The sequence below is a fragment of the Nocardia sp. NBC_01327 genome, assembly GCF_035958815.1.
GTDB lineage: Bacteria > Actinomycetota > Actinomycetes > Mycobacteriales > Mycobacteriaceae > Nocardia.
The window spans coordinates 8,614,281-8,636,827 of record NZ_CP108383.1; the positions used below are offsets into that span (position 1 = coordinate 8,614,281).

Genomic DNA, 22,547 nt, shown 5'->3' on the forward strand with positions numbered 1-22,547 from the left:
GCGTTTTCCGTGGCGCGATCACCGATTCGCCACGGATCCAACGCTGAGAATTCGCCGGTCGGTCACCAGTTCGGCACTCGGTGCTAACGCCGGGCACCTGTGGCGCCGATACAACGGTCGGTGTGCCGTACAGGCACCCACACAAACCACGCGACACTCGTGCGAGCGAGTCGAGCTTTCCAAGAGGCCGCCCCGGGTGTCATACCCCGGGGCGGTTCTTCATTTTCCGGTCAGGGCAGGGTCAGGGCAGGGCGATGTACTTGGTGCTGAGGTACTCCTCGATGCCTTCGGAGCCGCCTTCGCGACCGAAGCCCGATTCCTTCACGCCGCCGAAGGGCGCGGCCGGATCGGAGATGACGCCGCGATTGACGCCGACCATGCCGGTCTCGAGTCCCTCGGCGACGCGGAGCGCGCGGTCCAGGCTCTGCGTGTAAACGTATGCGACCAGCCCGAATTCGGTGTCGTTCGCCGCGGCCAGGCCCTCCTCCTCGGTATCGAAACCGACAATCGGGGCGACCGGCCCGAACACCTCTTCACGCAGGATGCGGGCCTGCGGCGGCAGATCGGTGAGCACCGTGGCCGGGTAGAACCAGCCGGGTCCACCAGGCGCTTTGCCGCCCAATTCGATTCGCGCACCGACCGACACGGCGTCCTCGACCAGTTCGGTGACGGTCTCCAACTGGTCCTGATTGATGAGCGGCCCGAGCGTCGTGGCCGGGTCCGTACCCGGTCCGAGCTGGTATTCGGCCATGGCGGACACCAGTTTCCGAGTGAACTCCTCGCGCACCGAGTTGTGCACGTGGAAGCGATTGGCCGCCGTGCACGCCTCACCGCCGTTGCGCAGCTTGGCCAGCACCGCGCCCTGGACGGCCGCATCGATATCCGCATCGTCGAAGACCACGAAGGGCGCATTGCCGCCGAGTTCCATGGAGGTGCGCAGCAGACCGTGCGCGGACTGCTCCACGAGCTTCTTACCGACCGGAGTGGACCCGGTGAAGGTGAGCTTGCGCAATCGCGGATCGTTCAGCAGCGGGCCGGTGACGGCACCGGAACGACTGGTTGCGATCACCGACAGCACGCCGTCGGGCAGTCCGGCGTCACGGCAGAGCTGTGCGAGCAGCAGCATGGTCAGCGGCGTCTCGCCGGCGGGCTTCACGATCATGGTGCAACCGGCGGCGAGGGCGGGCCCGATCTTGCGGGTGCCCATGGCCAGCGGAAAGTTCCACGGCGTGATGGCCAGACACGGTCCGACCGGCTGTTTTGTCACCAGGATCCGGCCGGTGCCGCCGGGCGCGGACTGGTAGCGGCCGTGGATGCGGCTGGCCTCCTCGCTGAACCAGCGGAAGAACTCCGCGCCGTAGCGAACCTCATTGCGGCTCTCGGGCAGGGCCTTGCCCATTTCGAGTGTCATGAGGAGCGCGAATTCCTCGGCGCGCGCGGTTATGGCCTCGAAGACGGCGCGCAGGATCTCCCCGCGCTGCCGGGCCGGGGTGGCGGCCCATTCGGCCTGGACGGCGACGGCCGCGTCGAGGGCTCGAACGGCATCCTCGGGACTGGCGTCGGCGATCTCGACGAGAACCTCCCCCGTCGCCGGATTGCGCACCGGGAACGTCGCGCCGCCGGTCGCATCGACCGGCCCGCCGATCCAGAGCTGGGTGGGTATGGAGTCGAGTAGTTCGCGTTCGGAAACCATGCCTGCCAGCGTAAGCCCGGTAGATCCGCGATGAGCCCGCCGCGAGTTACCCGGCTTACCTGCGCGTAACGACGGCGGGTTGTAACCTCGGCGGACGTGAGCAGCGACATCACCGCATCGGCGGCCTGGCGGAAACTGCACGACCATCATGAGTCCGTCGCCGGACGTCATCTGCGCGAATTCTTCGCCGAGGACCCCGAGCGCGGGCGTGAGCTGACCGTGCAGGCTGCCGACCTGCACATCGACTATTCCAAGCACCGGGTCACCCGCGAGACGCTCGATCTGCTGCTCGCATTGGCGGAAACCGCTGGGGTGCAGGGCCATCGCGATGCCATGTTCGCCGGTGCGCACATCAATACCTCCGAGGACCGCGCGGTCGAGCATGTGGCGCTGCGGGTGCCCGCCGGGCAGGTGGTGCCGGTGGACGGCGCCGATGCCGGCGCCCAGGTGCACGAGGTGCTCGACCGCATGGGTGAGTTCACCGATGCGGTGCGCTCCGGGCAGTGGCGCGGTGCGACCGGTGCGCGCATCACGACCGTGGTGAATATCGGTATCGGTGGTTCGGATCTGGGTCCGGCCATGGTGTACCTGGCGCTGCGGCACTACGCCGATGCCGGGATCTCGGCGCGCTTCGTCTCGAATGTCGATCCGGCGGACCTGGTTTCGAAGCTGGCCGGCCTGGATCCGGCGACCACGCTGTTCATCGTGGCGTCCAAGACCTTCTCCACGCTGGAGACGCTGACCAATGCCACGGCGGCCCGCCGCTGGCTGGTCGCGAGCCTCGGCGAGGAGGCGGTGGCCAAGCATTTCGTCGCGGTCTCCACGCATGAGCAGCGGGTGTCGGAGTTCGGTATCGATACCGCGAATATGTTCGGCTTCTGGGATTGGGTCGGCGGCCGCTATTCGGTGGATTCGGCCATCGGCCTGTCGGTCATGACGGTGATCGGCAAGGAGCGGTTCGCCGAATTCCTCGACGGTATGCACCGGATGGACGAGCACTTCCGCACCGCACCGCCGGCCGAGAACGCGCCGCTGCTGCTGGGTCTGCTCGGTGTCTGGTACTCGAATTTCTTCGGCGCGCAGTCGCGGGCGGTGCTGCCGTATTCCAATGACCTGGCGCGCTTTCCGGCGTATCTGCAGCAGCTGACCATGGAGTCCAACGGCAAGTCGGTGCGCGCGGACGGCACTCCGGTGACCACCTCGACCGGTGAAATCTTCTGGGGCGAGCCGGGAACCAACGGCCAGCACGCCTTCTATCAACTGCTGCACCAGGGTACGCGGCTGGTGCCCGCCGATTTCATCGGATTCGCCCAGCCCACAGACGATCTGCCGACCATCGACGGCACCGGCAGCATGCACGACATCCTGGTCAGCAATCTGGTCGCGCAGACGAAGGTGCTGGCGTTCGGCAAGACGGCGGAGGAGATCACCGCCGAGGGCACCGATCCGAAGCTGGTGCCGCACAAGGTGATGCCGGGCAATCGCCCCTCCACCGCCATTCTGGCGCCCAAGCTCACACCGTCCACGCTGGGCCAGCTCATTGCGCTGTACGAGCACCAGGTGTTCGTGGAGGGTGCGATCTGGGGCATCGACAGTTTCGATCAGTGGGGCGTGGAGCTGGGTAAGCAGCAGGCGCTCGCCGTGGCGCCGCTGCTGACCTCGGCCGAAGAGCCTGCTCCGCAATCGGATTCGTCCACCGACGAGCTGATCCGCTGGTACCGCGCCCGCCGGCTGACGTAGCCGGACCGGGTACGGTCAGACCGCGATCGCAAGCCCCAGCGAGGCGATCGCGAAGGCCAGGAACAGGACCGGGAAGGCGATATTGTGGACCACCCGGGTCCACAGGTGCACGATCACCGCGCCCACGAAGAACGCGGTCAGGCCCGCCGCCGCGGCGATGCCCAGCGGCCGCAGACCCAGCAGCCCGGCCAGCAGGCCGATCGCCCCGGCGGCCTTGGCCGCGCCGAGCATCGGCAGCCAGGAGAGGGGCACCCGCACCTCGGCGATGTTCTGCTTGACGAAGTCGGCCCTGCTGATGGTCGCGACCCCTTCGACGGCATTGGCTGCGATGGTGATGAGCGTGACGACGACGTAGGCGATAAACATGCCCACAGCCTGGTCAGTCCTGCGGAAACCCGCCAATACCTGTTGTCATAACCAAGGGTTATGGCTATTTCCGCACCCGCTCCGGCAGTAGTTCGGTCAGCGCCTCGTCGAGGGTCGGGTACCGGAAGCGGAATCCCGCCCGGCGCAGGACCTCCGAGGTGGCATGGCGTCCGGTGAGCCCCAGCGCCGCATCGGTGCGCAGGAAGACCGCGCCGATGGCGAGCGCCGCGGCGGGTGTGGGCGGCGACCAGGGACGGCGCAGCTGGCGGCGCAGGGCCGCCATGAGCTCCCGATTGCGCACCGGAAAATCGGTGGCCGCCACCACGATTCCGTTCGGCAGCGCCACGCTCGGATCGAGGCCGAGGGCGGCGCGGACGATGCCGAGCCAGTCGTCGAGGTGAATCCAGCTGAACCACTGCGTGCCCGGGCCGACACTGCCGCCCAGGCCCGCCTTGGTCAGGCTCACCAGCCGCTTCATGGCCGGTGCATCCGGATCGAGCACGATCGAGGTGCGCAGGATCGTCCAGTGTGTGGCATTCGCGGCCACCTTGCCGCCCACTCCCACAGCGCCGCCCGCGCCGGCGCCGCGACTCTCGACCTCGCCGCCGGTCTCGATGGCGGTACCGCTCTCGCCCGCAGCGGAGTTCATGCTCCCCCGCTCGCCCGAGAACGCGCGCTCCCAAGGCTCGGCGACCCCGGTCATCTGCGGCAGTCCCGGATCCGGCAGCGGAGTGGTTTCGGTGCAACGGATTTCACCGGCGTCGGCCCAGATGGCGGTGGTGCTGGCCTGCACCCAGTAGTCGATGGGCCGCTCCAGGGTCTTCGAGGCTTCGACGAGCGCCTGCGTGGAATCGACTCGGCTGCGCCGCAATTCGGCGACATTGCGGGCGGTGGGCCGGCAGTCCACCAGCTTGCCCGCGAGATTGATGATCGCGGTGCGGCCCGGATTCCGCAGTGCGGTAACCCATTCGCCGACGGTCCGCCCGTCCCATTCGAACTGCGCATAGGGCAGCTCCGGCACCGCGCGGCGGGTGAGAATGCGCACCCGCTGCCCTCGGCAGGTGAGGTCGGCGGCCAGGGTGCGCCCCAATGCGCCGGTGCCACCGGCGATTACGACGGTGAGCGCATCCTCGACCGGCCGCAGTCCGGCCAGCCGCGCCAGCCGGGCGAAGCAGGTGTGCGCATCGGTCTGCAGCAGCTGACCGACCACCTTGCGCGCGAGGGCGGCCGACCCGCCGCTGAAGGTGAGCCGCTGCACCAGTTCGGTGCCGCCGTCGCGCGGCGTCAGGGTCCAGCGCAGCCGCATGAGGCCCGCGGGTTCGGGCTGTTCGAGGGTGAGTTCGCGCTCCGGTACGAAGGTGGCGATGGTGAAGGGTGCGGCGAGCCGCCCGTGCACCGCCTCGTTGACGCGCCCGCGCGGCAGGTAGTCACCGGTGACGCCGACACCCGGTGCGGCGTGCAGGGTCACCGACGTGACGGCCGGATTCCAGTCGGGCCAGCGGGCCGGATCGCCGAGCACTGCCCAGAGCCGCTCGGGCGGGAGGGCGATCCATTGGGTGTACGTCGTTGTACGAGGCATGCACTGACGCTATAACCGGGCCGCCCGGACCGGAACGTGGGCTTGGTCGCACCCGCCCGCTCCCGCCCCGAATATGAACCGCGACACCGCGCCGCGGGGAGCCGTCGTGGATCGATAATCCCGGCTTCTCAATAGTGGCGAATTCTCCCGTTGACAGTGCGGGAGCGTGCGGCGGATGCTCGGCACGACCAGGTGACGGGCCGGGTCCTGTGCGAGCGAAGAGAGATATCCATGACCGCGAAAACCCGTGTCGAAGCAGTGATTACGGTTCACAAGTACGAGCCGTCCGTCTACGAGGAGCCCGCCGCGGGCCCGGTGCTGAGCAAGATCCATGTGGAGGAGAGCTTCAGCGGCGGCATCGAGGGCGACGGCATTGTCGAATTCCTGCAGTCCGGCAATGCCGACGGCACCGCCAGCTTCGTCGGCATCGAGCGCATTACCGGCTCGGTGGACGGCAAGTCCGGCACATTCCTGCTGCAGGACAATGGAACCGTCGCCGATAACATCGTGAGCGGCGACTGGTTCGTGGTGCCGGGTTCGGGCACCGGCGATCTGACCGGACTGCGCGGCACGGGCGGCTTCCGCGCCAATCTCGGTGAGGGCGCACAGGTGTGGCTCGAGTACTGGTTCGAGGGATGAGCCTTGTCCTCTAGCGCGGTGTCGTCTCCGAAAACCGCACTGATCACCGGCGCCGCCACCGGAATCGGGCGCTCCATTGCGGAAACTCTTGCGGCACAGGGCGTACGGGTCGCCATCAATCATCCGCACACCCCCGATCTCGCCGACGACGCGGTCGCGAAGATCGTGGCGGACGGCGGGCAGGCGCTCGCGCTGGCCGCGGATGTGCGCGATCGGGACGAGTACACGGCCATGATCGACCAGCTGCTCGACGCCTGGGGGCAGTGGGACATCCTGGTCAACAATGCGGCCGTGGCCATTACCAAGCCGTTCGCCCAGATCACCTCCGAGGAGTTCGATCTGAGCTACGCCGTGAACGTCAAGGGCGTCTTTCACGGTATGCAGCTGGCCTGGCAGCACATGGCCGACCGGGGCCGGATCATCACCATCTCCAGCTCCACCACCGCCCTGATGCTGCCCGGCTACGCCGTGTACGACTCCACCAAGGGCGCGGTCGAGCAGCTCACGCACATTCTGGCCCGGGAGTTCGGGCCGCGCGGGATCACCGTGAACGCGGTCAGCCCGGGCGCCACCGAGACCGAAACCTATCGCCTCGGCAAGAGCGATGAGTTCCTGTCCCGGCTCGAAGATATGAGCGTCTTCGGACGGCTCGGGCAGCCGAGTGAAATCGCCGCTGTCGTAGCGTTTCTCGCCACCGATGCCGCGGGGTGGGTTACCGCGCAGAATATTCGGGTCAACGGCGGTACCGCTTAGCGACCACGCCCGCTCCCGCTACGTCCAGACCTCGCTGATCGGGGTGAGATCGGCCGGCGCGGGGGCGGGTACGGCCGACGGCGTGCGCGAGAAGCGGGGCGCGGGGGCGGGCTGGCGGATGCCGTCCACGTCGACGAGGGAACCGCGGGCGTGCAGGTGCTCGTCCTGCGCGGCATCGGTCCAACTGCGCACCGGCGTGACGCAGGCGTCGACATCGTCGAAGAGTTCACACCACTGCGCCTGGGTCTTCGAGGCGAACTTGTCGGTGAAGGTCTTGCGCAGGATCTCCTGCCCGGCCGGATCCATCTGCCGCGGAAGCGATTGCGGATCCAGCTCCAGGACGCGCAGCAGCTCCGCGTAGAACTGGGGCTCGAAGGCGCCGACCGCCATATGCTTGCCGTCGGCAGTGGAATAGGTGTCGTACCAAGCCATTCCGGTATCGAGCAGATTGGTGCCGCGCTCATCGGACCAGTGCCCGCCCTGATGCAGGCTCCAGATGGAGTGCGCCAGCGTCAGTACGCCGTCCACCATGGCGGCATCCACCACCTGACCCTGGCCCGAGCGCTGCCGTTCGAGCAGTGCGGCCATGATGCCGAGGACCAGGAAGACCGAGCCGCCGCCGTAGTCACCGAGCAGATTGATCGGCGGCACCGGCCGCTCGCCCTTGCGCCCGATGCCGTGCAGCGCACCCGTGAGCCCGATGTAATTGATGTCGTGCCCGGCCCGCGCCGAGCGCGGACCCTCCTGGCCCCACCCGGTCATCCGGCCGTACACCACGCGCGGATTGCGCGCGTGCACCTGCTCCGGCCCGAGTCCGAGCCGCTCGGCCACGCCCGGCCGGAAGCCCTCGATCAGCACATCGGCCTTGTCGATGAGTCCGAGCACCTCCTCGACCGCGGCGGGATCCTTGAAATCGGCTGCCACGAAACGACGTCCGCGCATCTGCGCCCGCATGGGCCCGAATCCCGACCGATCCCCCGGCCGCTGCACCCGGACCACGTCCGCGCCCAGATCGGCCAGCATCATTCCCGCGTGCGGACCGGGCCCGATGCTCGCCAGTTCGACGACCCGAATTCCCTCCAGCGGACCCCGCGATGCACTCAACGTCTACCCCTTTGTGGTTCCCGGACGTGTATCCCTGGAGTAGAACACGTGACAGATTTATCTGCCACCCCCAGCCACTCCGGCTGGTAGAGCCGCCAAATCCGCGACTGAACATACGGCACTCAGCACAATGAACGCGGTAGTTCCGCCCGCATTCGGCCGACCGCGCATAGGCTCCCGATATGACCGACTCGACCCTCCCGCGCGGTATCGGAGCCCCCGCGACCCGAGCCCTCACCGCCGCCGGATATCTCCGGCTCGAGCAGCTGGCCGGAGTCTCCGCCGACACACTGCTCGCCCTGCACGGTGTGGGACCGAAGGCGATTCGCCTCCTGAAGGAGGCGCTGTCAGCCCAGGGACTCGACCTGAGCTGACGGCCACCCGCCCCGCGTCAGTCGACGTACGCGCGCTCGAGGATCGCCTCGGTGTCGATACCGGTCGGCAGGGTGCCGAAGGCAATGCCCCAGTCGCCGCCGAATCGGGTGGCGCAGAAGGCATCCGCCACCGCCTGATTGCCGTGCCGGACCAGCTGCGAGCCCTGCAGTACCAGCGCCATGAGCTCCACGACGCGGCGGGACCGGTATTCGATATCGCTCAGATCGGTGAGCTCCTTGCCGATCCGGTCGATGGCGGTATCCAGATGCCCGTTCGCGCCGCGCGCCAGCGACACCTCGTCGAAGTACGCCTGCACGCTTTCGGGCTGACGGGCCATGGCGCGCAAGGCATCCAGCGCCGCCACATTGCCGGAGCCTTCCCAGATGGACATGAGCGGCGCCTCGCGGTACAGCCGCGGCATGCCGGACTCCTCCACATAACCATTGCCGCCCAGGCATTCCAGGGCTTCGGCCGCATGTGCGGGCGCACGCTTGCACACCCAGTACTTGGTGACCGCCAAGGCAATTCGGCGCAGCGCCGCCTCCGCCGGATCGGTGGCAGCGCGATCGGTGGCGCCGGCCAGCCGCATCATGACGGTGGTGGCGGCCTCGGATTCGACCACCAGATCGGCCAGCACATTGCGCATGGCGGGCTGATCGATCAGGGTGGCGCCGAAGACATTTCGATGCCGGGCGTGATGCACGGCGTGCACCACTCCGGCCCGCATGCCGGTGGCCGAGCCGATGACGCAGTCCAGCCGGGTCATATTGACCATTTCGATAATGGTCTTCACGCCCGCGCCCTCGGCGCCGACCAGCCAGCCGATCGCGTTCTCGTACTCGATCTCCGAGGAGGCGTTCGACTTGTTGCCCAGCTTGTCCTTGAGCCGTTGCAGCCGAAGGGCATTGCGCGATCCGTCCGGCAGCACGCGCGGCAGCAGGAAGCAGGACAGGCCGCCGGGCGCCTGCGCGAGGGTCAGGAACATATCCGACATGGGCGCGGAGGTGAACCACTTGTGGCCCACGATCCGGTACGTCCCGTCGGGAAGCGGTGTGGCCGTGGTGGTATTGGCGCGCACGTCGGAGCCGCCCTGCTTCTCCGTCATCGACATACCGGCGATGAGACCGGCCTTGCTCGACGGCTCCCGCAGCCCGTAGTCGTACACCCGGGAGGCCAGCAGCGGCTCGAAGCGCGCCGAGAGTTCCGGATTGTGCCGCAGCGCAGGCACTACCGCATAGCTCATGGAGATCGGGCACATATGCCCGGCGTCGGAGGAACCCCAGACGGAGAACTTGGCGGCCCGCGCCGTATGCGCACCGGACCGCTCCTCCTGCCACGGCGAACCGTGCAGCCCGTGTGTCACAGCCACATTCATCAGCTCGTGCCAGTACGGATGGAATTCGACCTCGTCGATGCGATTGCCGTAGCGGTCGTGGGTGTGCAGGATCGGCGGGTTCTCATTGGCCACCCGCCCCCACTCCTGCGCCTCGACTCCGCCTGCGAGAACGCCGAGTTCGCGCACCTCCCCCTCGGCCCAGCCCGCGCCTTCCCGGTGCAGTCCCTCGAGCAGTGCGGGATTGCGGGAATTATCGAAGGGCACCAGGTTCGGCACCTGATTGAACACATCATGCGTATGCATGCGAGGGACTCCTTATTCCTGGGGCACGCCGAGCGCGCGCAGCGCGAAGGCGACAAGTTCGGGGACCACCGATTCACTCTCCAGCTGTTCGGCGAGCGGTCCGACCAGCACCTCACCGATGGCGCCGACCAGTGCGGTGGCGCTGGTGCGCGGATCCTGCGGCGGTAGCTGGCCGGTGGCGACACCCTCGGCGACGGCGGATTCGAAGGTTTCGGCGAAAGCGCGCCGGAACCGCAGGCGCTCCGCGTCGACGGCGGCGTCCACCGGTTCGGCGAGCAGCACATAGGCCAGTTTGGGATTCTTGAGCGCGCGGCCGGCGAAGGTCTCCACCGCCGCTGTGACCCGCTCTCGCGCGGTCTTGCCGGCGCCATCGGTATTGCCCGCCGCGGCCACGGCGGCGACCTCACCGGTGACGACCTCACGGAAGACCGCAGTCACCAATTCTGCTTTGCCACTGAAGGTTTTGTACACGGTGCCGGTGGCGACCGCGGCCTCGGCGGCGACGGCAGCCATGGACAGTCCAGCGAAGCCGTCGCGGGAGAGCACCGTCATGGCGGCCCGCACGATCGACCCGGCCTGGGCATCGAGACGGGCTTGCACAGCAGGGGTTCTGCGATAGGCCACGCAAGAAGTGAACCATGTATTCATTTCTTGACGCAAGGGCTGATTTACGGCGTATGGTCGAGGCCGTGAGCGTACGAGTCGAACGCAATGGCCCCGTGACCACCGTGATCCTGCATCGCCCCCAGGCCCGCAATGCCGTCGACGGCCCCACCGCAGCGGCCCTGGCCGACGCCTTCCGAGAATTCGATGCCGATCCCGATGCCGCGGTCGCCGTGCTCTGGGGCGACGGCGGCACCTTCTGCGCCGGCGCCGACCTCAAGGCCCTCGGCACCGAGAACTCCAATCACGCGGCCGAGGACGGCGACGGCCCCATGGGCCCGACCCGCATGCAGTTGTCGAAACCGGTGATCGCCGCCGTCTCCGGCTACGCGGTCGCGGGCGGCCTGGAACTCGCGCTCTGGTGTGATCTGCGAATTGCCGAGCAGGACAGCACCTTCGGCGTCTTCTGCCGCCGCTGGGGCGTCCCCCTCATCGACGGCGGCACCGTCCGCCTGCCGCGCATTATCGGCACCGGCCGCGCCATGGATCTGATCCTCACCGGCCGCGCCGTGGGCGCCCCCGAGGCGCTGCAGATCGGCCTGGTCACCCAGGTTGTCCCCAATGGCGAATCTCGTAGGGCCGCAGAGGAACTCGCCGCCCAACTCGCGACCCTCCCGCAGACCTGCCTGCGCTCGGACCGCATGTCGGTCCTGGAACAGGACGGCCTCACCGAAACCGCGGCCATCACCAACGAATTCCAGCACGGCCTGAAGGCCCTGATGGACGGCGCCCTCGACGGCGCCCAGCGCTTCGCCTCCGGCGCGGGCCGCCACGGTCAGGCCACGTAGGTAGCCGGCGTAGGCGCGCCGACCGCCAGCCGATCGCCGATCAGCGGTTGATCGATCCGATTCAGGACCGGTCGGCCGCGACACCACCGAGCACAAACCCGAAGCGGACCCTGCCCTCTCTCACGGCCTGCGCGGCGCACAGTCGCGGCCGGTAGTCTGCCCTGCAATGAATCGGCTGAGTGTGGTGGACGAAATGTTCCTGCGGGCGCATCGGGGCATGGGTACCCCGATCGCTCTGCAGGGGCTGTGGCGTACCGCTGATCCGGTCGATACGGAGCTGGTCGAGCGGATTCACGAGGCTTTGCGAGTCGGGCCGCTGGGACGGCGGGTCATCAGGGCCAGGGTGCCCGGGGCGCGACCGCGCTGGCAGCAGACGGCGTGGGCGCATCCGCTCCGCAGGTCGGAACAGCCGATTCCGGCTGCCGCGCTGCTCGATTGGGCCGATGCGCAGGGTGGCGATCTCGATCCGGCGCTGGGCCCCGGCTGGCGATTGTCGGCCACGGAGCTCCGGGAGGGCGGCTCCGTTCTGTCCCTGACGTGTTCGCACGCGCTGGCGGACGGCCGGGCGCTGACCCTGGCCATCGATCATGCGCTCGCGGGAACACCGCTGGCGGCGGCGATTGCGGGGCAGTCGGATTGGGCCGATGCCCGGCGGCAGTGGGCGACCGTGCTCGGCGGTACGGCCCGCGCCCTGCGCCGTGGCCTGCCCGCGCGCCCGGCCCCGGCTGCCGAGCGGAATGTCGTGCTCGCGGCCGATTACACCGGCCCGGCCACCCGCAGCGCCATCCTGCAGGTCCCGGCCCGCGAGTGGAACCGCGTGGCCGTCGCCCACGACGGCACGGCCAACAGCCTCTTCGTCCACCTGATCGCGAATATGCTGTGGGACAGCGGATTCCCCGCGCCCACTCTCGCCGCCAGTCTGCCGGTGGACACCCGCGACGAACCGCGCGTCGACAATGACATGGCCATGACGGAAATCGCGATCACCCGCGACGACACGCCCTCGACCCTGCGGCACAAGGCCCGCGCCGCCTACGAGCACCGCATGACCAGCCCCGGCGGCATCCCGGAGGAACTCCTCCAGGTCATCCCCGACCGTTGGGCGCATGCCCTCGCGAAGGGTGCGGGCGAGCGAGACATCCTGTGCTCCAATATCGGAACCCTCCCCGACTCCCTGCTCTCCCTCGGCCCGCACCCCTGCACCGGCGTGGCCGCCCGAGCCATCCACCCGGGCCTGCGCGCCGACACCCTCCCCCGCACCCGCCTCTCCGGCTACCTCACCCGCATAGCCGACACCTACACCCTGTCCCTGGTGAGCATCGACCCCGAAGCCATCCCCACGGCAGCCGCCCTCACCGCCCTGGCCTGCAAGACCCTGGCAGAACTCGGCCTCGACGCCACCGGCTGGTAGCGCTACCGGGCCGTCGCGGGTTCGGCGCACCGAGCCCGAACGTGTTCGGGCACTTCGATTCCCGCTTCCAGATCCGCCGAGGAGATCGGCGCATCCCACACCTGCCGCAGCGGCAGCACGCCCGCCCACACACCGCCCGCCTCGACATCGGCGGCATCGTCGCGCGGATCACCGGTGCGGATCTTCACCGACGCCTCGGTGAGATCGAGCGCCAGGACCATGGTCGCGGCCATTTCCCTCTTATTGGGCGACCGCACCACATCCCATGCTCCGGGAGCGGTGTGTTCGACAATGATCCGCAGCGCGCGCATGCGCTCGGCCTCATCGGTGACTTCCACCGGGCGCGCGTGGATGACGGCCGACCGGTAGTTCATGGAGAAGTGCATGGCCGCACGGGCGTAGACCAATCCATCCACATGTGTGACGGCGACCGACACGTCGCCGGTCATGGCGGCACGGAGATTGCCGGCGCCGGTGGAGCCGTGCAGATACAGGGTGTCCCCGTCGCGGCCGTAGATCGTGGGAATGACCACCGGGCTGCCGTGCAGCACAACGCCCAGGTGGCAGAGCATTCCGGTATCGAGGATCGCATCCAGCTCGGCGCGGTCGGTGGCTCCGCGCTCCTTCGCACGGGTGAGCGCACTGCGCGAGGTGGGCGACAATGGGGTCCGTTCGGCGGCTGATTCGGTCATACGACCAGCATTATCGAAGGAATGGCATTACTGAATAGCCAATTCCACGCAAGATCCAAGGACCACTTCTCCCGGGGGACACATTCCGTGCCATTCACGCTCGCCCACCCCGCCGCCGTACTCCCGCTCCGCCGAGCACTCTGGTTCCCCGGCCTGGTCGCGGGCAGTATTGCACCGGATATTCCGTACTACGTCCCGCTCGGCGTGGACGCCGGGCGCACCCATTCGCTCCTGGGTTTGCCCATCGATCTGGCACTCGGAGCGGCCCTGCTGCTACTCGCCCGATCCGCCCACCGCCCCCTGCTGGCCCTCCTCGGCAAGTCCGCAACACTGCCGGGAACCACCCTCCGGCGCGCAGCACTGGCCATCACAGTCGGCGCCCTCACCCACCTCGCATGGGATTCCTTCACCCACACGGACGGTATTGCGGTGCAGCACTGGGAAATACTGCGCGAGTCCGTCATAGGCCCGCACCGCGTCTACAACGTCTTCGGCTACCTCTCCTCAGCCGGCGGAGTCCTCATCCTCACCTGGTACACCGCCCGCTGGTACCGCGCCGCCACCTCGGTTCCTCCAGCACCACAACGCAATTGGGTCCTGACCGCCCTCCTCCTGGCAGCCGCGATCGGCGCACTGCTCGCCGGCACCGACCCCATCGTCCACACAAGCCTCTACGACTGCATCCGCCACCTCCTCGTCGCCGCCACCCAAGGCGCCGCCCTGGCTTTCACTCTCTGGGCAGCGGCCTACACCGCCCTCGACCACACCCGCCGACAATCTCCACGCGACCAATAGCGGTGCCGCCAGGCGTGAAAACGCTGCAATATCATGCGCTTTGAACATTGCCAGAATCCGGTTCCCGCCCGACCCCTCCCCTCCGAGAGACCGAATCCAATTCGGCACAACAGCTCTCCGCATCATCCCGCACACCGAACCGCCAACGCAGCGGAGCCGCAACCGATCTGGAATGCCAGGTCGGCGCGAACGAAGCCCCCGCCCCGCACCCACTCCTACAGTGCCGCGATATTCGATGAGCTCCTTCGCGATCACCTCGGAACCCCGCTCGACCGAACCCCGGCCGAACCGGAAATAAGCGGACAACGGTGACTTCCGGTTCGGCCGTGCGAGGCCCGAAAGGTCCGGATCGAGTGGCAAGCTGTATTTGCCCAGTTTCCGGATATTAAGGAGGCCACTTCGATGGAAACCGGCTCGAAAAACTGGGGGGCCCGCGTCGATTCTGCCGCGCGGGCCCCGACCGGTCCGTCGGTCCTGGTCGACGATCTGCCGTTCGCGGTCGATCGGGAGTCGGCGGTGCCGCTGGCTGTGCAGGTGGCGGATGGGCTGCGGGGGGCGGCTACGACGGGGACGCTGCGGGGTGGGGACAGGTTGCCCTCGTCACGGGAGTTGGCCACCCGGCTCCGGGTGAGCCGGACGGTGGTCACCGCCGCGTACGACCAATTGCATGCGGAGGGGTGGTTGCGCGGGCGGCACGGCTCGGGGACCTATCTGACCGCTTCGCCGCAGCCGGTGGCCGAGCGGGCGACGGCTGGGCAGCGGGCGAATCCGCTCAGCGGACTGCTGGATCTGGGTGCGGGCGCGCCGTGCATCGAGACCATCGATCGGGCGGCGTGGCGGCGGGCGTGGCGCACGGCCTCGGACCGAACTCCCCTGGTGCGCAAGGATCGTGCGGGTGAGCCCGACTATCGGGAGGCGGTGGCCGAGCATCTGCTGCGACACCGCGGGCTGGGCGCGGGCGGCAGCAGCGCGGTACTGGCCACCTCCGGAACCAGTTCCGCGGTGGCCGAACTCGCGGCGGCCCTGCTGCGGCCGGGAGATGTGGTGGCCTTCGAGGATCCGGGCTACACCCGCGCCTCCGGCGCCTTCACCGCGGCCGGAGTGCGGCTGGTCCCCATCCCCGTCGATGCGGACGGACTGCGCGTGGATCTGCTGCCACCCGATACCAAAGCGGTGTATTGCACTCCCGCACACCAATTCCCGCTCGGCGCACGCATGCCCGCCGCCCGCCGCATCGAGCTCATCGAATTCGCCCGCCGCACCGGCGCTCTCGTCATCGAGGACGATTACGACGGCGAATTGCGTTACGACACCGCCCCTTTGCCGCTGCTCGCGACCCTCGCACCGGAGTACGTCGTCCATCTGGGCACCACCAGCAAGATCCTCACCCCCACCCTGGGCATCGGCTGGCTGGTCGCCGCCCCGAACGTGGTCGATGCCGTGCTCGCCCATCGCGAACTCACCGGCACCGGCCCGGCCCCCGCCGGTCAGCAGGTTGTCGCCGCCTTCGCGCGGCACGGCGATCTGGCTCGCCACCTGCGCCGGCTGCGCCGGGAGATGCGGCTCCGCCGCGCCCTGGTCGTCGACGAACTGCGCGGCCACGGCCTGCGGGTGAGCGGTGATGACGCGGGCTCGCACCTGGTGGTCCCGCTGGACTCGGCCACCCAGGAGGACCGGGCCATCGCCGCCGCCCGCGAGGCAGGCGTCTATCTGGACGGCCTGGGCCGCCACCACCTCGGCACCCGACACACCTTCGGCATCGCGCTCGGTTATGCCGCCCTGTCCAGGGCAGACCTGCCGGTCGCGGTGCGCTCGGCGGGGCTCGCGCTGGCGCGGGTCGTACACTCGAGCCCATGAGCGAACAGGACATCCTCGCGCGTATCAAAACCCTGGTAGATCAGGAGCATGAGCTCCGCTCCCAGAGCAGTCAGGGCGAGATCGACCCGGAGACCGAGCGTCGCCAGCTCGCCGAACTCGAGGTCATGCTCGACCAGTGCTGGGATCTGCTGCGCCAGCGCCGCGCCCGCCTCGACCAGGGCCGCAACCCCAACGAGGCGCAGCCCAACTCGGCGCATCAGGTCGAGGGCTACCTGCAGTAGGCGCCGCACGGCCGGGCCGAATTTGTCATATTGCCCGGCCGCACGCACCGCTACCATCGGTAAATGGTGGCAACGACAGACATCACGACCGCTGACGGCATTGTCCGCGGTTCCGAGGGCCGCCGCGTGTCACGCTGGCGGTCCATCCCTTTTGCGGCGCCCCCGGTGGGTGATTTCCGATTCCGGGCGCCGCAGCCCGTCCAGCCGTGGAGCGGGGTGCGCGACGCCACCGAATTCGGTTTCGCCGCAATGCAGCATCGCCGCGGCGCGCAGATCGGCCCGCGCCAGCAGCAGCCGACCGGTGAGGACTGCCTGACCCTCAATATCACCGCACCCAAGACGCCCTCGGCCAAACCGCGGCCGGTCATGGTGTTCATTCACGGCGGCGGCTATTTCATCGGCACCTCCGCGCTGGGTTTGTATTCCGGCTCCCGGCTGGCGCTGCGCGGCGATGTGATCGTGGTGTCGCTGAACTATCGACTCGGCGCGTTCGGATATGTCGATTTCAGCGAATTCTCCACGGCCGCACACCCGTTCGATACCAATCTTGGCCTGCGCGATCAGGTCGCGGCGCTGGAGTGGGTGCAGCGCAATATCGCCGCCTTCGGCGGTGATCCGGCCAATGTGACGATCTTCGGCGAATCCGCCGGTGCGCACGCGGTCCTCGCGCTCATGGCCGCGCCTGCCGCCGCGGGGCTCTTCCACCGGGGCATCGCGCAGAGTCCGCCCGCCGATTGGGGGCCCACGCAGGCCGATGCGAAACTCTTCGCGCGCCGCTGCCTCGACAAGCTCGGAGCAGCCCCCGGCGATGCCGCCGAAGCCCTGATTTCGGCCAGCCCCAACGATATTCGCCGTGCGGTCGACACCGCCCTCAACGAGGTGATGCACACCCAGCCCGGCCTGTTCCCCGCCGCGCCGCAGATCGACGGCGACTTCCTGCCGCAATCGATCACCGACGCGTTCACCAGCGGTAGCGCGCACCCGGTGCCCTTGATCATCGGCACCAATCGGGACGAGGCCACGCTCTTCGTCCGCTTCGACGACACCCTCCCCACCACCCCCGATCGCATGCGCTGGCTGCTGCGGCAGGCGGGCGACGGCGCCGAATCCCGGGTCATCGCGGCCTATCCCGGCTTCCCCGGCCGTAAGGTCACCGTCCGCATGGGCGGCGATTTCACCTTCTGGCGGCCCTCGCTCGCGATCATGGAGGCGCACAGCCGCTACGCCCCGACCTACGCCTATCGCTTCGACTTCGCCCCGCGCGCAGTGCAACTCGCGGGTTTCGGGGCCACCCACGCCCTCGATCTGCTCCCGGTCTTCGGCGCCACCGACACGCCCGTCGGCCGGGCGCTCACGGCGGCCGGCGGCGGCCGCGGCTTCCGCGCGGTGACCCGGCAATTCCAGGACAACTGGCTCTCCTTCGCCCGCACCGGAGCGCCCCTGTCGAACTGGCCCGCGTACACCGAGGACCGGCGCGCCACCATGATCATCGACAGCCCGCAGCGCGTGGAGAACGACCCCGAGAAGGCGAAACGTCTTGCCTGGCAAGGGATTCACGTCCCCGCGCTGGTCTGAACTACTTGAGTAGTCGCGACATCCGGCGGTCGGCGAGGATCTTGCCGCCGGTTTGGCAGGTCGCGCAGTACTGGAACGACTTGTCCACGTAGGCGACCTCCCGGACGGTGTCACCGCAGACCGGACAGGGGAGGCCGGTGCGTCCGTGCACCTGCATACCGGAGCGCTTCTCGCCCTTGAGCCGAGCCGCATCCTGCCCGACCGAGCGCGCTATGGCGTCGGAGAGCGAGGCGCGCATAGCGGAGTACAGCCGTCCCACCTGCTCCGGATCCAATCCCGAGGACGTCGCGAACGGCGAGAGCTTGGCCGTATGCAGAATCTCGTCGGAGTAGGCATTGCCGATGCCCGCCAGCACCGTCTGATCGGTGAGCGCGTTCTTGATCCGCTGCGAGGTGCCCTTGAGCAGCTCCGCGAATTCGGGCTCACTCACGGCCATGGCATCGGGCCCGAGCCGGGCGATGCTGGGCACCAGCTGCGGATCGGCAACAACCCACACCGCCAGCCGCTTCTTGGTCCCCGCCTCGGTGAGATCGAATGCCGGGGTATCCCCCTCCGGCGTGAAGAAGTGCACCCGCAGCGCCAGCGGCCCCTTACCCGGCTTCGGCGGCGAAGCACTCGGCTGATCGATCCATCGCAGCCACCCGCCCCGCGACAGATGGGTGATCAACCACAGCCCGTCACAATCCAATCCGAGATGCTTGCCCCAGTGCCCCGCCCCCGTGACATCACGCCCCGACAGCGCGGTCACCGGCGGATCGAAAGTCTTCAGCACACTGAGCGCCGCCACATCGACCCGTCCCACAACCGCGCCCACCGCATGCACGCCCAAAAACTGCTCGAGCGCCACAATCTCCGGCAATTCAGGCACCCCCGCAGCCTACCCACGCCCCCCGACAACCGCGCTCAGCCACAGCGCGGCTGTTCCCGAAATGTGGCAGCCCGGCTGGTCCGGCCGGGCCCTACCCGTTACGACGCAGCAGGTAGGTATCCATGATCCAGCCCTTGGCTTCCCGCAGGGCGGCGCGGCGGCGGGTGATGCGGCCCTCGACAATTCGCAGCGGGCCCTCGATGACGGTCTCGTCCGGCATCCCGAGATAGGCGCCCCACCAGATGTAGATGTCGTCGCCGGGCACCTGGGTGAAAGAGCAGTCGCTGTCGAGCATGACGAGTGTCGACTGTCCCGAGGCCAGGCCCTCGTCGCGCAGCCGCCGCCCGGTGGTGATGTGCAGCGGCTCGCCGATCTCGTGCAGCACCATGCGGTGTGCGGCGGCCAGCGCCTGCACGCTGGTGATTCCGGGGATCACCTCGTATTCGAAACCGACCCGGCCGCGCTCGAGCACCCGCTCGACCACGCGCAGCGTGCTGTCGTACAGCGACGGGTCACCCCAGACGAGAATCGCGCCCACCCCGCCGGTGTCGGCGAAGGACTGTTCGAGCAGCGCGGCGCGCGCCTCGTGCCAGTCCTCGACCACACCCCGGTAGGCCGTATCGGCCCCGGTCCCCGGCACGCTCCGATCCCGGGGTGGATCCGGGATCTGCACCATCCGGTGGGGTTGGTCCGCGTACTCGGCCACGATGGCGGCGCGCACATCGGTCAGTTCCTGTTTTTCGGCGCCCTTGCCGATGAGAAAGAACACGTCCGTCCGGCGCATGGCCTTGACGGCCTGCACCGTCACCTGGTCCGGATCGCCGGCGCCGATTCCGATCACATAGAGCTTCCGCACAGCGCCTCAGCATGCCAGGCGCGGTGATGCGTAAGCTTGTCAGGCGTGAGCAGCGACCCTCGAGACCCGCAGAGCACGGCCCCCCGTGACACCCAGTACGAGGATCTTCTGAAACTGGTGCTGGAATCCGGCACCCCGAAGGCGGATCGGACCGGCACCGGGACCCGCAGCATTTTCGGACACCAGTTGCGCTACGACCTTTCGCAGGGTTTCCCGCTGATCACCACCAAGAAGGTGCATCTGAAATCCATCGTCTACGAGTTGCTGTGGTTCCTGCGCGGTGATTCGAATGTGGGATGGCTGCAGGAGCACGGGGTCTCCATCTGGGACGAATGGGCCGACGCCGACGGCGATCTGGGCCCGGTCTACGGCGTGCAGTGGCGGTCCTGGCCGACGCCGGACGGCACCCATATCGACCAGATTTCGCAGGTGCTGCAGACGCTGCGCACCGATCCCGATTCCCGCCGCATGATCGTATCCGCCTGGAACGTGGCCGAATTGAATCGGATGGCGCTGGCCCCGTGCCATGCCTTCTTCCAATTCTATGTGGCCGACGGCAAGCTGTCCTGCCAGCTGTATCAGCGCAGCGCGGACCTGTTTCTGGGCGTCCCGTTCAATATCGCGAGTTATGCGCTGCTGACGCATATGGTGGCGCAGCAAACCGGGCTGCTGCCCGGCGATTTCGTATGGACCGGCGGCGATGTGCACATCTACGACAATCATGTGGCGCAGGTTCGCGAACAGTTGACCCGTACGCCGTTCCCGTTCCCGAAACTGCAACTTCGCCCGGCGCCGACCCTCTTCGATTACGCCTACGAGGACGTGGAAATCCAGGATTACCAGCATCATCCGGCCATCAAGGCCGCGGTGGCGGTGTGAGCCGGACGATCGGGCTGATCTGGGCCCAGACCCCGGACGGGGTGATCGGTCTGGACAACACCATTCCCTGGCGGGTTCCGGAGGATATGGCGCATTTCAAGGACGTCACCTGGGGCCATCCGGTGGTCATGGGCCGGCGTACCTGGGATTCTCTGCCCACCCGATTCCGGCCGCTGGACGGACGCCGAAATATTGTCGTGACGAGACAAACAGACTGGTCCGATGAAGGCGCTGACCGGGCGAGCTCGCTCGAGGATGGGCTCGAGACCAGTGGAACCGGCACCGTGTGGATCATGGGCGGCGGCGAAATCTACCGCGCCGCAATGCCGTTCGCCACCGAACTGATGATCACCGAGGTCGACTCGAATGTGGCCGGCGATTGCTATGCGCCCAGCATCGGGCCGGAATGGTCGGCGGGGGAAGACCCGTGGCGCGAGTCGTCGACAGGCTTGCGATTTCGCTTCCGCCGTTATACGAGGCACGACGTATAACGCGAACATCCCGCAAGCGCAGGGAGGTGGAAGCGCCAGTAATTCCTCGGCACGAACGGCGAATCTGCCGATCACGCCGGAAGGTGTCCGGCATACTCACGGATATCCCGGCGAAAGGCAGTCCATGGACAAGAAATCGCTGACCGCGGTCGCGCGCCAGCAGCTGAAGCTGGCCGCAACCGCCTCGAGCGGACGCAGTTCGGTGACCATCTACGGGGGCCACGCACACAGCCTCCGCCAGACGGTGATCGCCATGACGGCGGGGCAGAGCCTCGCGGAACATGAGAATCCGGGCGAGGCGACCATGGTCGTGCTCAGTGGGGTGCTGGCTCTGATCAGCGGCACCAACGAGTGGAAAGGCTCGGCGGGAGATCTACTGGTGATCCCCGACGCGCGGCACAGCGTGAAGGCCATCGACGATGTGGCCTTCCTGCTCACGGTGGCCAAATAGCGAATACCGGGCGCCGAATAGCTGACACAGGGCTACCGGGCGACCGGTATGTCCGACGCGGCCTCTAGGCTGGAGCCCATGGGTGAGCCGCAGCCGCTTCTCGATCCGCTTACGCCCGCCGCGCTCTTCCTCGTCGCGACAATCGATGAGGGCGGCGAGGCGGCGGTACGCGATCTACTCGCAGAACTACCCGGTCTGCGCCGCTCCGTCGGCTTCCGGGTACCCGGCGCGGGGCTCGGGTGTATCACGAGCATCGGTTCCGCTGCCTGGGATCGACTCTTCGCCGGGCCCAAACCCGCTGAGCTGCACGAGTTTCCGGGGTACGTCGGGGACAGGCATCAGGCTCCGGTCACACCGGGCGATCTGCTCTTCCATATCAAGGCCCAGAACCAGGACGCGTGCTTCGAACTGGCGATGGCGGTGGCAGACCGGCTTTCCGGCGCCGTCACCATTGTCGATCAGACCGTCGGCTTCCGATATTTCGAACAGCGCGATCTGCTCGGATTCGTGGACGGCACCGAGAATCCCGAGGGCCGGCTCGCGGTGTCGGCCGCGCTGATCGGCGAGGCGGATGCCGAGTTCGCCGGTGGCAGTTATGTAATCGTGCAGAAGTATCTGCACAATCTCGCCGACTGGAAGGCCCTGTCCGTCGAGGAGCAGGAGCGGGTGATCGGCCGCACCAAGGCCGATGACTTCGAACTCTCCGATGCGGCCAAACCGGCGAATTCCCATGTGGCCGTGAATGATCAAGATGACAATGGAACCATCCTGCGCGCGAATATGCCGTTCGGCAGTGTGATGGACGGCGAGTTCGGCACCTACTACGTCGCCTACGCCGCCACCCCGGCCGTGACCGAGCTGATGCTCGAGCGCATGTTCCTGGGCACCCCCGACGCCGCGTACGACCGCATCCTGGATTTCTCCACCGCCGTCACCGGCACGCTGTTCTTCACCCCGTCCGCGGGGTTCTTCGACGCGCTGCCGGACGCACCCGCGCCGGCGGCCGCGGAGGTCCCGGCATCCGTGGCAACCAATGGCGTTGTTTCCCAGGCTGGTTCCCTGGGTATCGGCACGTTGAAAAGGAGCTGAAA

General features: G+C 67.9%; 23 protein-coding genes. 14 read left to right on the plus strand and 9 right to left on the minus strand.

What is annotated here, in order from left to right:
• Positions 1 to 241: 241 nt before the first annotated feature.
• Positions 242 to 1,693: an NAD-dependent succinate-semialdehyde dehydrogenase gene (locus OG326_RS39795; protein ID WP_327142247.1), complete on the minus strand. Its 1,452-nt coding sequence runs from the start codon at positions 1,691 to 1,693 to the stop codon at positions 242 to 244.
• Positions 1,694 to 1,789: 96 nt separating this feature from the next.
• Between OG326_RS39795 and pgi the strand changes: the two genes are divergently transcribed.
• The gene (pgi, locus tag OG326_RS39800; protein WP_327142248.1) at positions 1,790 to 3,433 is read left to right on the plus strand and encodes a glucose-6-phosphate isomerase; all 1,644 of its coding nucleotides are present in this window, start codon (positions 1,790 to 1,792) and stop codon (positions 3,431 to 3,433) included.
• 15 nt (positions 3,434 to 3,448) lie between these two features.
• Here pgi and OG326_RS39805 read toward each other — a convergent pair whose 3' ends face one another.
• Both OG326_RS39805 and OG326_RS39810 read right to left on the minus strand, forming a co-directional pair.
• Positions 3,449 to 3,799 carry a DoxX family protein gene (locus OG326_RS39805; protein ID WP_327142249.1) on the minus strand — a complete coding sequence of 117 codons (351 nt, stop codon included), beginning with the start codon at positions 3,797 to 3,799 and terminating at the stop codon, positions 3,449 to 3,451.
• 64 nt (positions 3,800 to 3,863) lie between these two features.
• Complete coding sequence (locus OG326_RS39810) at positions 3,864 to 5,378, minus strand: DUF1731 domain-containing protein (protein WP_327142250.1); 1,515 nt, start codon at positions 5,376 to 5,378, stop codon at positions 3,864 to 3,866.
• Positions 5,379 to 5,609: 231 nt separating this feature from the next.
• Here OG326_RS39810 and OG326_RS39815 point away from each other — a divergent pair, with 231 nt between their 5' ends.
• Both OG326_RS39815 and OG326_RS39820 read left to right on the plus strand, forming a co-directional pair.
• Positions 5,610 to 6,017: a DUF3224 domain-containing protein gene (locus OG326_RS39815; RefSeq protein WP_327142251.1), complete on the plus strand. Its 408-nt coding sequence runs from the start codon at positions 5,610 to 5,612 to the stop codon at positions 6,015 to 6,017.
• 18 nt (positions 6,018 to 6,035) lie between these two features.
• On the plus strand, positions 6,036 to 6,770 hold the full coding sequence (locus OG326_RS39820) for an SDR family NAD(P)-dependent oxidoreductase (protein ID WP_327142252.1): 735 nt from the start codon (positions 6,036 to 6,038) through the stop codon (positions 6,768 to 6,770).
• Between the two features lie 18 nt (positions 6,771 to 6,788).
• On the opposite strand, the gene OG326_RS39825 is transcribed toward OG326_RS39820, so the two are convergent.
• The gene (locus tag OG326_RS39825) at positions 6,789 to 7,874 is read right to left on the minus strand and encodes a CaiB/BaiF CoA transferase family protein (RefSeq protein ID WP_327142253.1); all 1,086 of its coding nucleotides are present in this window, start codon (positions 7,872 to 7,874) and stop codon (positions 6,789 to 6,791) included.
• A gap of 182 nt (positions 7,875 to 8,056) precedes the next feature.
• Between OG326_RS39825 and OG326_RS39830 the strand changes: the two genes are divergently transcribed.
• Positions 8,057 to 8,248, plus strand: coding sequence for a helix-hairpin-helix domain-containing protein (locus OG326_RS39830; RefSeq protein WP_327142254.1), 192 nt, complete (start codon positions 8,057 to 8,059; stop codon positions 8,246 to 8,248).
• Positions 8,249 to 8,265: 17 nt separating this feature from the next.
• On the opposite strand, the gene OG326_RS39835 is transcribed toward OG326_RS39830, so the two are convergent.
• Together OG326_RS39835 and OG326_RS39840 are read right to left on the minus strand one after the other, a co-directional pair.
• Positions 8,266 to 9,888, minus strand: a complete 1,623-nt coding sequence (locus OG326_RS39835; RefSeq protein ID WP_327142255.1) for an acyl-CoA dehydrogenase family protein — start codon at positions 9,886 to 9,888, stop codon at positions 8,266 to 8,268.
• Positions 9,889 to 9,900: 12 nt separating this feature from the next.
• A complete protein-coding gene (locus OG326_RS39840; protein WP_327142256.1) occupies positions 9,901 to 10,512 on the minus strand; it encodes a TetR/AcrR family transcriptional regulator in 612 nt (203 codons plus the stop codon).
• 53 nt (positions 10,513 to 10,565) lie between these two features.
• Here OG326_RS39840 and OG326_RS39845 point away from each other — a divergent pair, with 53 nt between their 5' ends.
• Together OG326_RS39845 and OG326_RS39850 are read left to right on the plus strand one after the other, a co-directional pair.
• Positions 10,566 to 11,339: a crotonase/enoyl-CoA hydratase family protein gene (locus OG326_RS39845; protein WP_327142257.1), complete on the plus strand. Its 774-nt coding sequence runs from the start codon at positions 10,566 to 10,568 to the stop codon at positions 11,337 to 11,339.
• Between the two features lie 166 nt (positions 11,340 to 11,505).
• A complete protein-coding gene (locus tag OG326_RS39850) occupies positions 11,506 to 12,750 on the plus strand; it encodes a hypothetical protein (RefSeq protein WP_327142258.1) in 1,245 nt (414 codons plus the stop codon).
• A 2-nt stretch (positions 12,751 to 12,752) separates the two neighbouring features.
• Here the strand turns inward: OG326_RS39850 and OG326_RS39855 are convergent, their stop codons facing one another.
• A complete protein-coding gene (locus OG326_RS39855) occupies positions 12,753 to 13,442 on the minus strand; it encodes a pyridoxamine 5'-phosphate oxidase family protein (RefSeq protein ID WP_327142259.1) in 690 nt (229 codons plus the stop codon).
• An 87-nt stretch (positions 13,443 to 13,529) separates the two neighbouring features.
• Here OG326_RS39855 and OG326_RS39860 point away from each other — a divergent pair, with 87 nt between their 5' ends.
• The 4 genes from OG326_RS39860 (at position 13,530) to OG326_RS39875 (ending at position 17,911) form a co-directional block, all read left to right on the plus strand.
• The gene (locus tag OG326_RS39860) at positions 13,530 to 14,237 is read left to right on the plus strand and encodes a DUF4184 family protein (RefSeq protein ID WP_327142260.1); all 708 of its coding nucleotides are present in this window, start codon (positions 13,530 to 13,532) and stop codon (positions 14,235 to 14,237) included.
• 402 nt (positions 14,238 to 14,639) lie between these two features.
• On the plus strand, positions 14,640 to 16,094 hold the full coding sequence (gene pdxR / locus OG326_RS39865; RefSeq protein ID WP_327142261.1) for a MocR-like pyridoxine biosynthesis transcription factor PdxR: 1,455 nt from the start codon (positions 14,640 to 14,642) through the stop codon (positions 16,092 to 16,094).
• A complete protein-coding gene (locus OG326_RS39870; RefSeq protein ID WP_297613338.1) occupies positions 16,091 to 16,336 on the plus strand; it encodes a DUF2630 family protein in 246 nt (81 codons plus the stop codon). Before pdxR ends, OG326_RS39870 begins: the two co-directional genes overlap by 4 nt.
• A gap of 63 nt (positions 16,337 to 16,399) precedes the next feature.
• A complete protein-coding gene (locus tag OG326_RS39875; protein WP_327142262.1) occupies positions 16,400 to 17,911 on the plus strand; it encodes a carboxylesterase/lipase family protein in 1,512 nt (503 codons plus the stop codon).
• 1 nt (position 17,912) lies between these two features.
• Here OG326_RS39875 and OG326_RS39880 read toward each other — a convergent pair whose 3' ends face one another.
• Both OG326_RS39880 and cobF read right to left on the minus strand, forming a co-directional pair.
• Positions 17,913 to 18,779: an Fpg/Nei family DNA glycosylase gene (locus OG326_RS39880; RefSeq protein ID WP_327142263.1), complete on the minus strand. Its 867-nt coding sequence runs from the start codon at positions 18,777 to 18,779 to the stop codon at positions 17,913 to 17,915.
• A gap of 91 nt (positions 18,780 to 18,870) precedes the next feature.
• Complete coding sequence (gene cobF, locus OG326_RS39885) at positions 18,871 to 19,635, minus strand: precorrin-6A synthase (deacetylating) (RefSeq protein WP_327142264.1); 765 nt, start codon at positions 19,633 to 19,635, stop codon at positions 18,871 to 18,873.
• Between the two features lie 45 nt (positions 19,636 to 19,680).
• Between cobF and OG326_RS39890 the strand changes: the two genes are divergently transcribed.
• From OG326_RS39890 to OG326_RS39905, 4 genes are all read left to right on the plus strand, one after another.
• Entirely contained in the window at positions 19,681 to 20,514 is an 834-nt protein-coding gene (locus OG326_RS39890; RefSeq protein WP_327142265.1) for a thymidylate synthase, read from the plus strand.
• Complete coding sequence (locus OG326_RS39895) at positions 20,511 to 21,005, plus strand: dihydrofolate reductase (protein ID WP_327142266.1); 495 nt, start codon at positions 20,511 to 20,513, stop codon at positions 21,003 to 21,005. Before OG326_RS39890 ends, OG326_RS39895 begins: the two co-directional genes overlap by 4 nt.
• A 124-nt stretch (positions 21,006 to 21,129) precedes the next feature.
• Positions 21,130 to 21,456, plus strand: coding sequence for a cupin domain-containing protein (locus OG326_RS39900; protein WP_297613326.1), 327 nt, complete (start codon positions 21,130 to 21,132; stop codon positions 21,454 to 21,456).
• A 78-nt stretch (positions 21,457 to 21,534) separates the two neighbouring features.
• On the plus strand, positions 21,535 to 22,545 hold the full coding sequence (locus OG326_RS39905) for a Dyp-type peroxidase (protein ID WP_327142267.1): 1,011 nt from the start codon (positions 21,535 to 21,537) through the stop codon (positions 22,543 to 22,545).
• The last annotated feature ends 2 nt before the right edge of the window (positions 22,546 to 22,547 follow it).

Excerpts from the sequence above, each read along its gene's own strand:
- OG326_RS39795 (WP_327142247.1), bottom strand. The coding sequence starts at position 1,693 with ATGGTTTCCGAACGCGAACTACTCGACTCCATACCCACCCAGCTCTGG.
- OG326_RS39805 (WP_327142249.1), bottom strand. The coding sequence starts at position 3,799 with ATGTTTATCGCCTACGTCGTCGTCACGCTCATCACCATCGCAGCCAAT.
- OG326_RS39810 (WP_327142250.1), bottom strand. The coding sequence starts at position 5,378 with ATGCCTCGTACAACGACGTACACCCAATGGATCGCCCTCCCGCCCGAG.
- OG326_RS39815 (WP_327142251.1), top strand. The coding sequence starts at position 5,610 with ATGACCGCGAAAACCCGTGTCGAAGCAGTGATTACGGTTCACAAGTAC.
- OG326_RS39830 (WP_327142254.1), top strand. The coding sequence starts at position 8,057 with ATGACCGACTCGACCCTCCCGCGCGGTATCGGAGCCCCCGCGACCCGA.
- OG326_RS39835 (WP_327142255.1), bottom strand. The coding sequence starts at position 9,888 with ATGCATACGCATGATGTGTTCAATCAGGTGCCGAACCTGGTGCCCTTC.
- OG326_RS39845 (WP_327142257.1), top strand. The coding sequence starts at position 10,566 with ATGGTCGAGGCCGTGAGCGTACGAGTCGAACGCAATGGCCCCGTGACC.
- OG326_RS39850 (WP_327142258.1), top strand. The coding sequence starts at position 11,506 with ATGAATCGGCTGAGTGTGGTGGACGAAATGTTCCTGCGGGCGCATCGG.
- OG326_RS39855 (WP_327142259.1), bottom strand. The coding sequence starts at position 13,442 with ATGACCGAATCAGCCGCCGAACGGACCCCATTGTCGCCCACCTCGCGC.
- pdxR (WP_327142261.1), top strand. The coding sequence starts at position 14,640 with ATGGAAACCGGCTCGAAAAACTGGGGGGCCCGCGTCGATTCTGCCGCG.
- OG326_RS39870 (WP_297613338.1), top strand. The coding sequence starts at position 16,091 with ATGAGCGAACAGGACATCCTCGCGCGTATCAAAACCCTGGTAGATCAG.
- OG326_RS39875 (WP_327142262.1), top strand. The coding sequence starts at position 16,400 with ATGGTGGCAACGACAGACATCACGACCGCTGACGGCATTGTCCGCGGT.
- OG326_RS39900 (WP_297613326.1), top strand. The coding sequence starts at position 21,130 with ATGGACAAGAAATCGCTGACCGCGGTCGCGCGCCAGCAGCTGAAGCTG.
- OG326_RS39905 (WP_327142267.1), top strand. The coding sequence starts at position 21,535 with ATGGGTGAGCCGCAGCCGCTTCTCGATCCGCTTACGCCCGCCGCGCTC.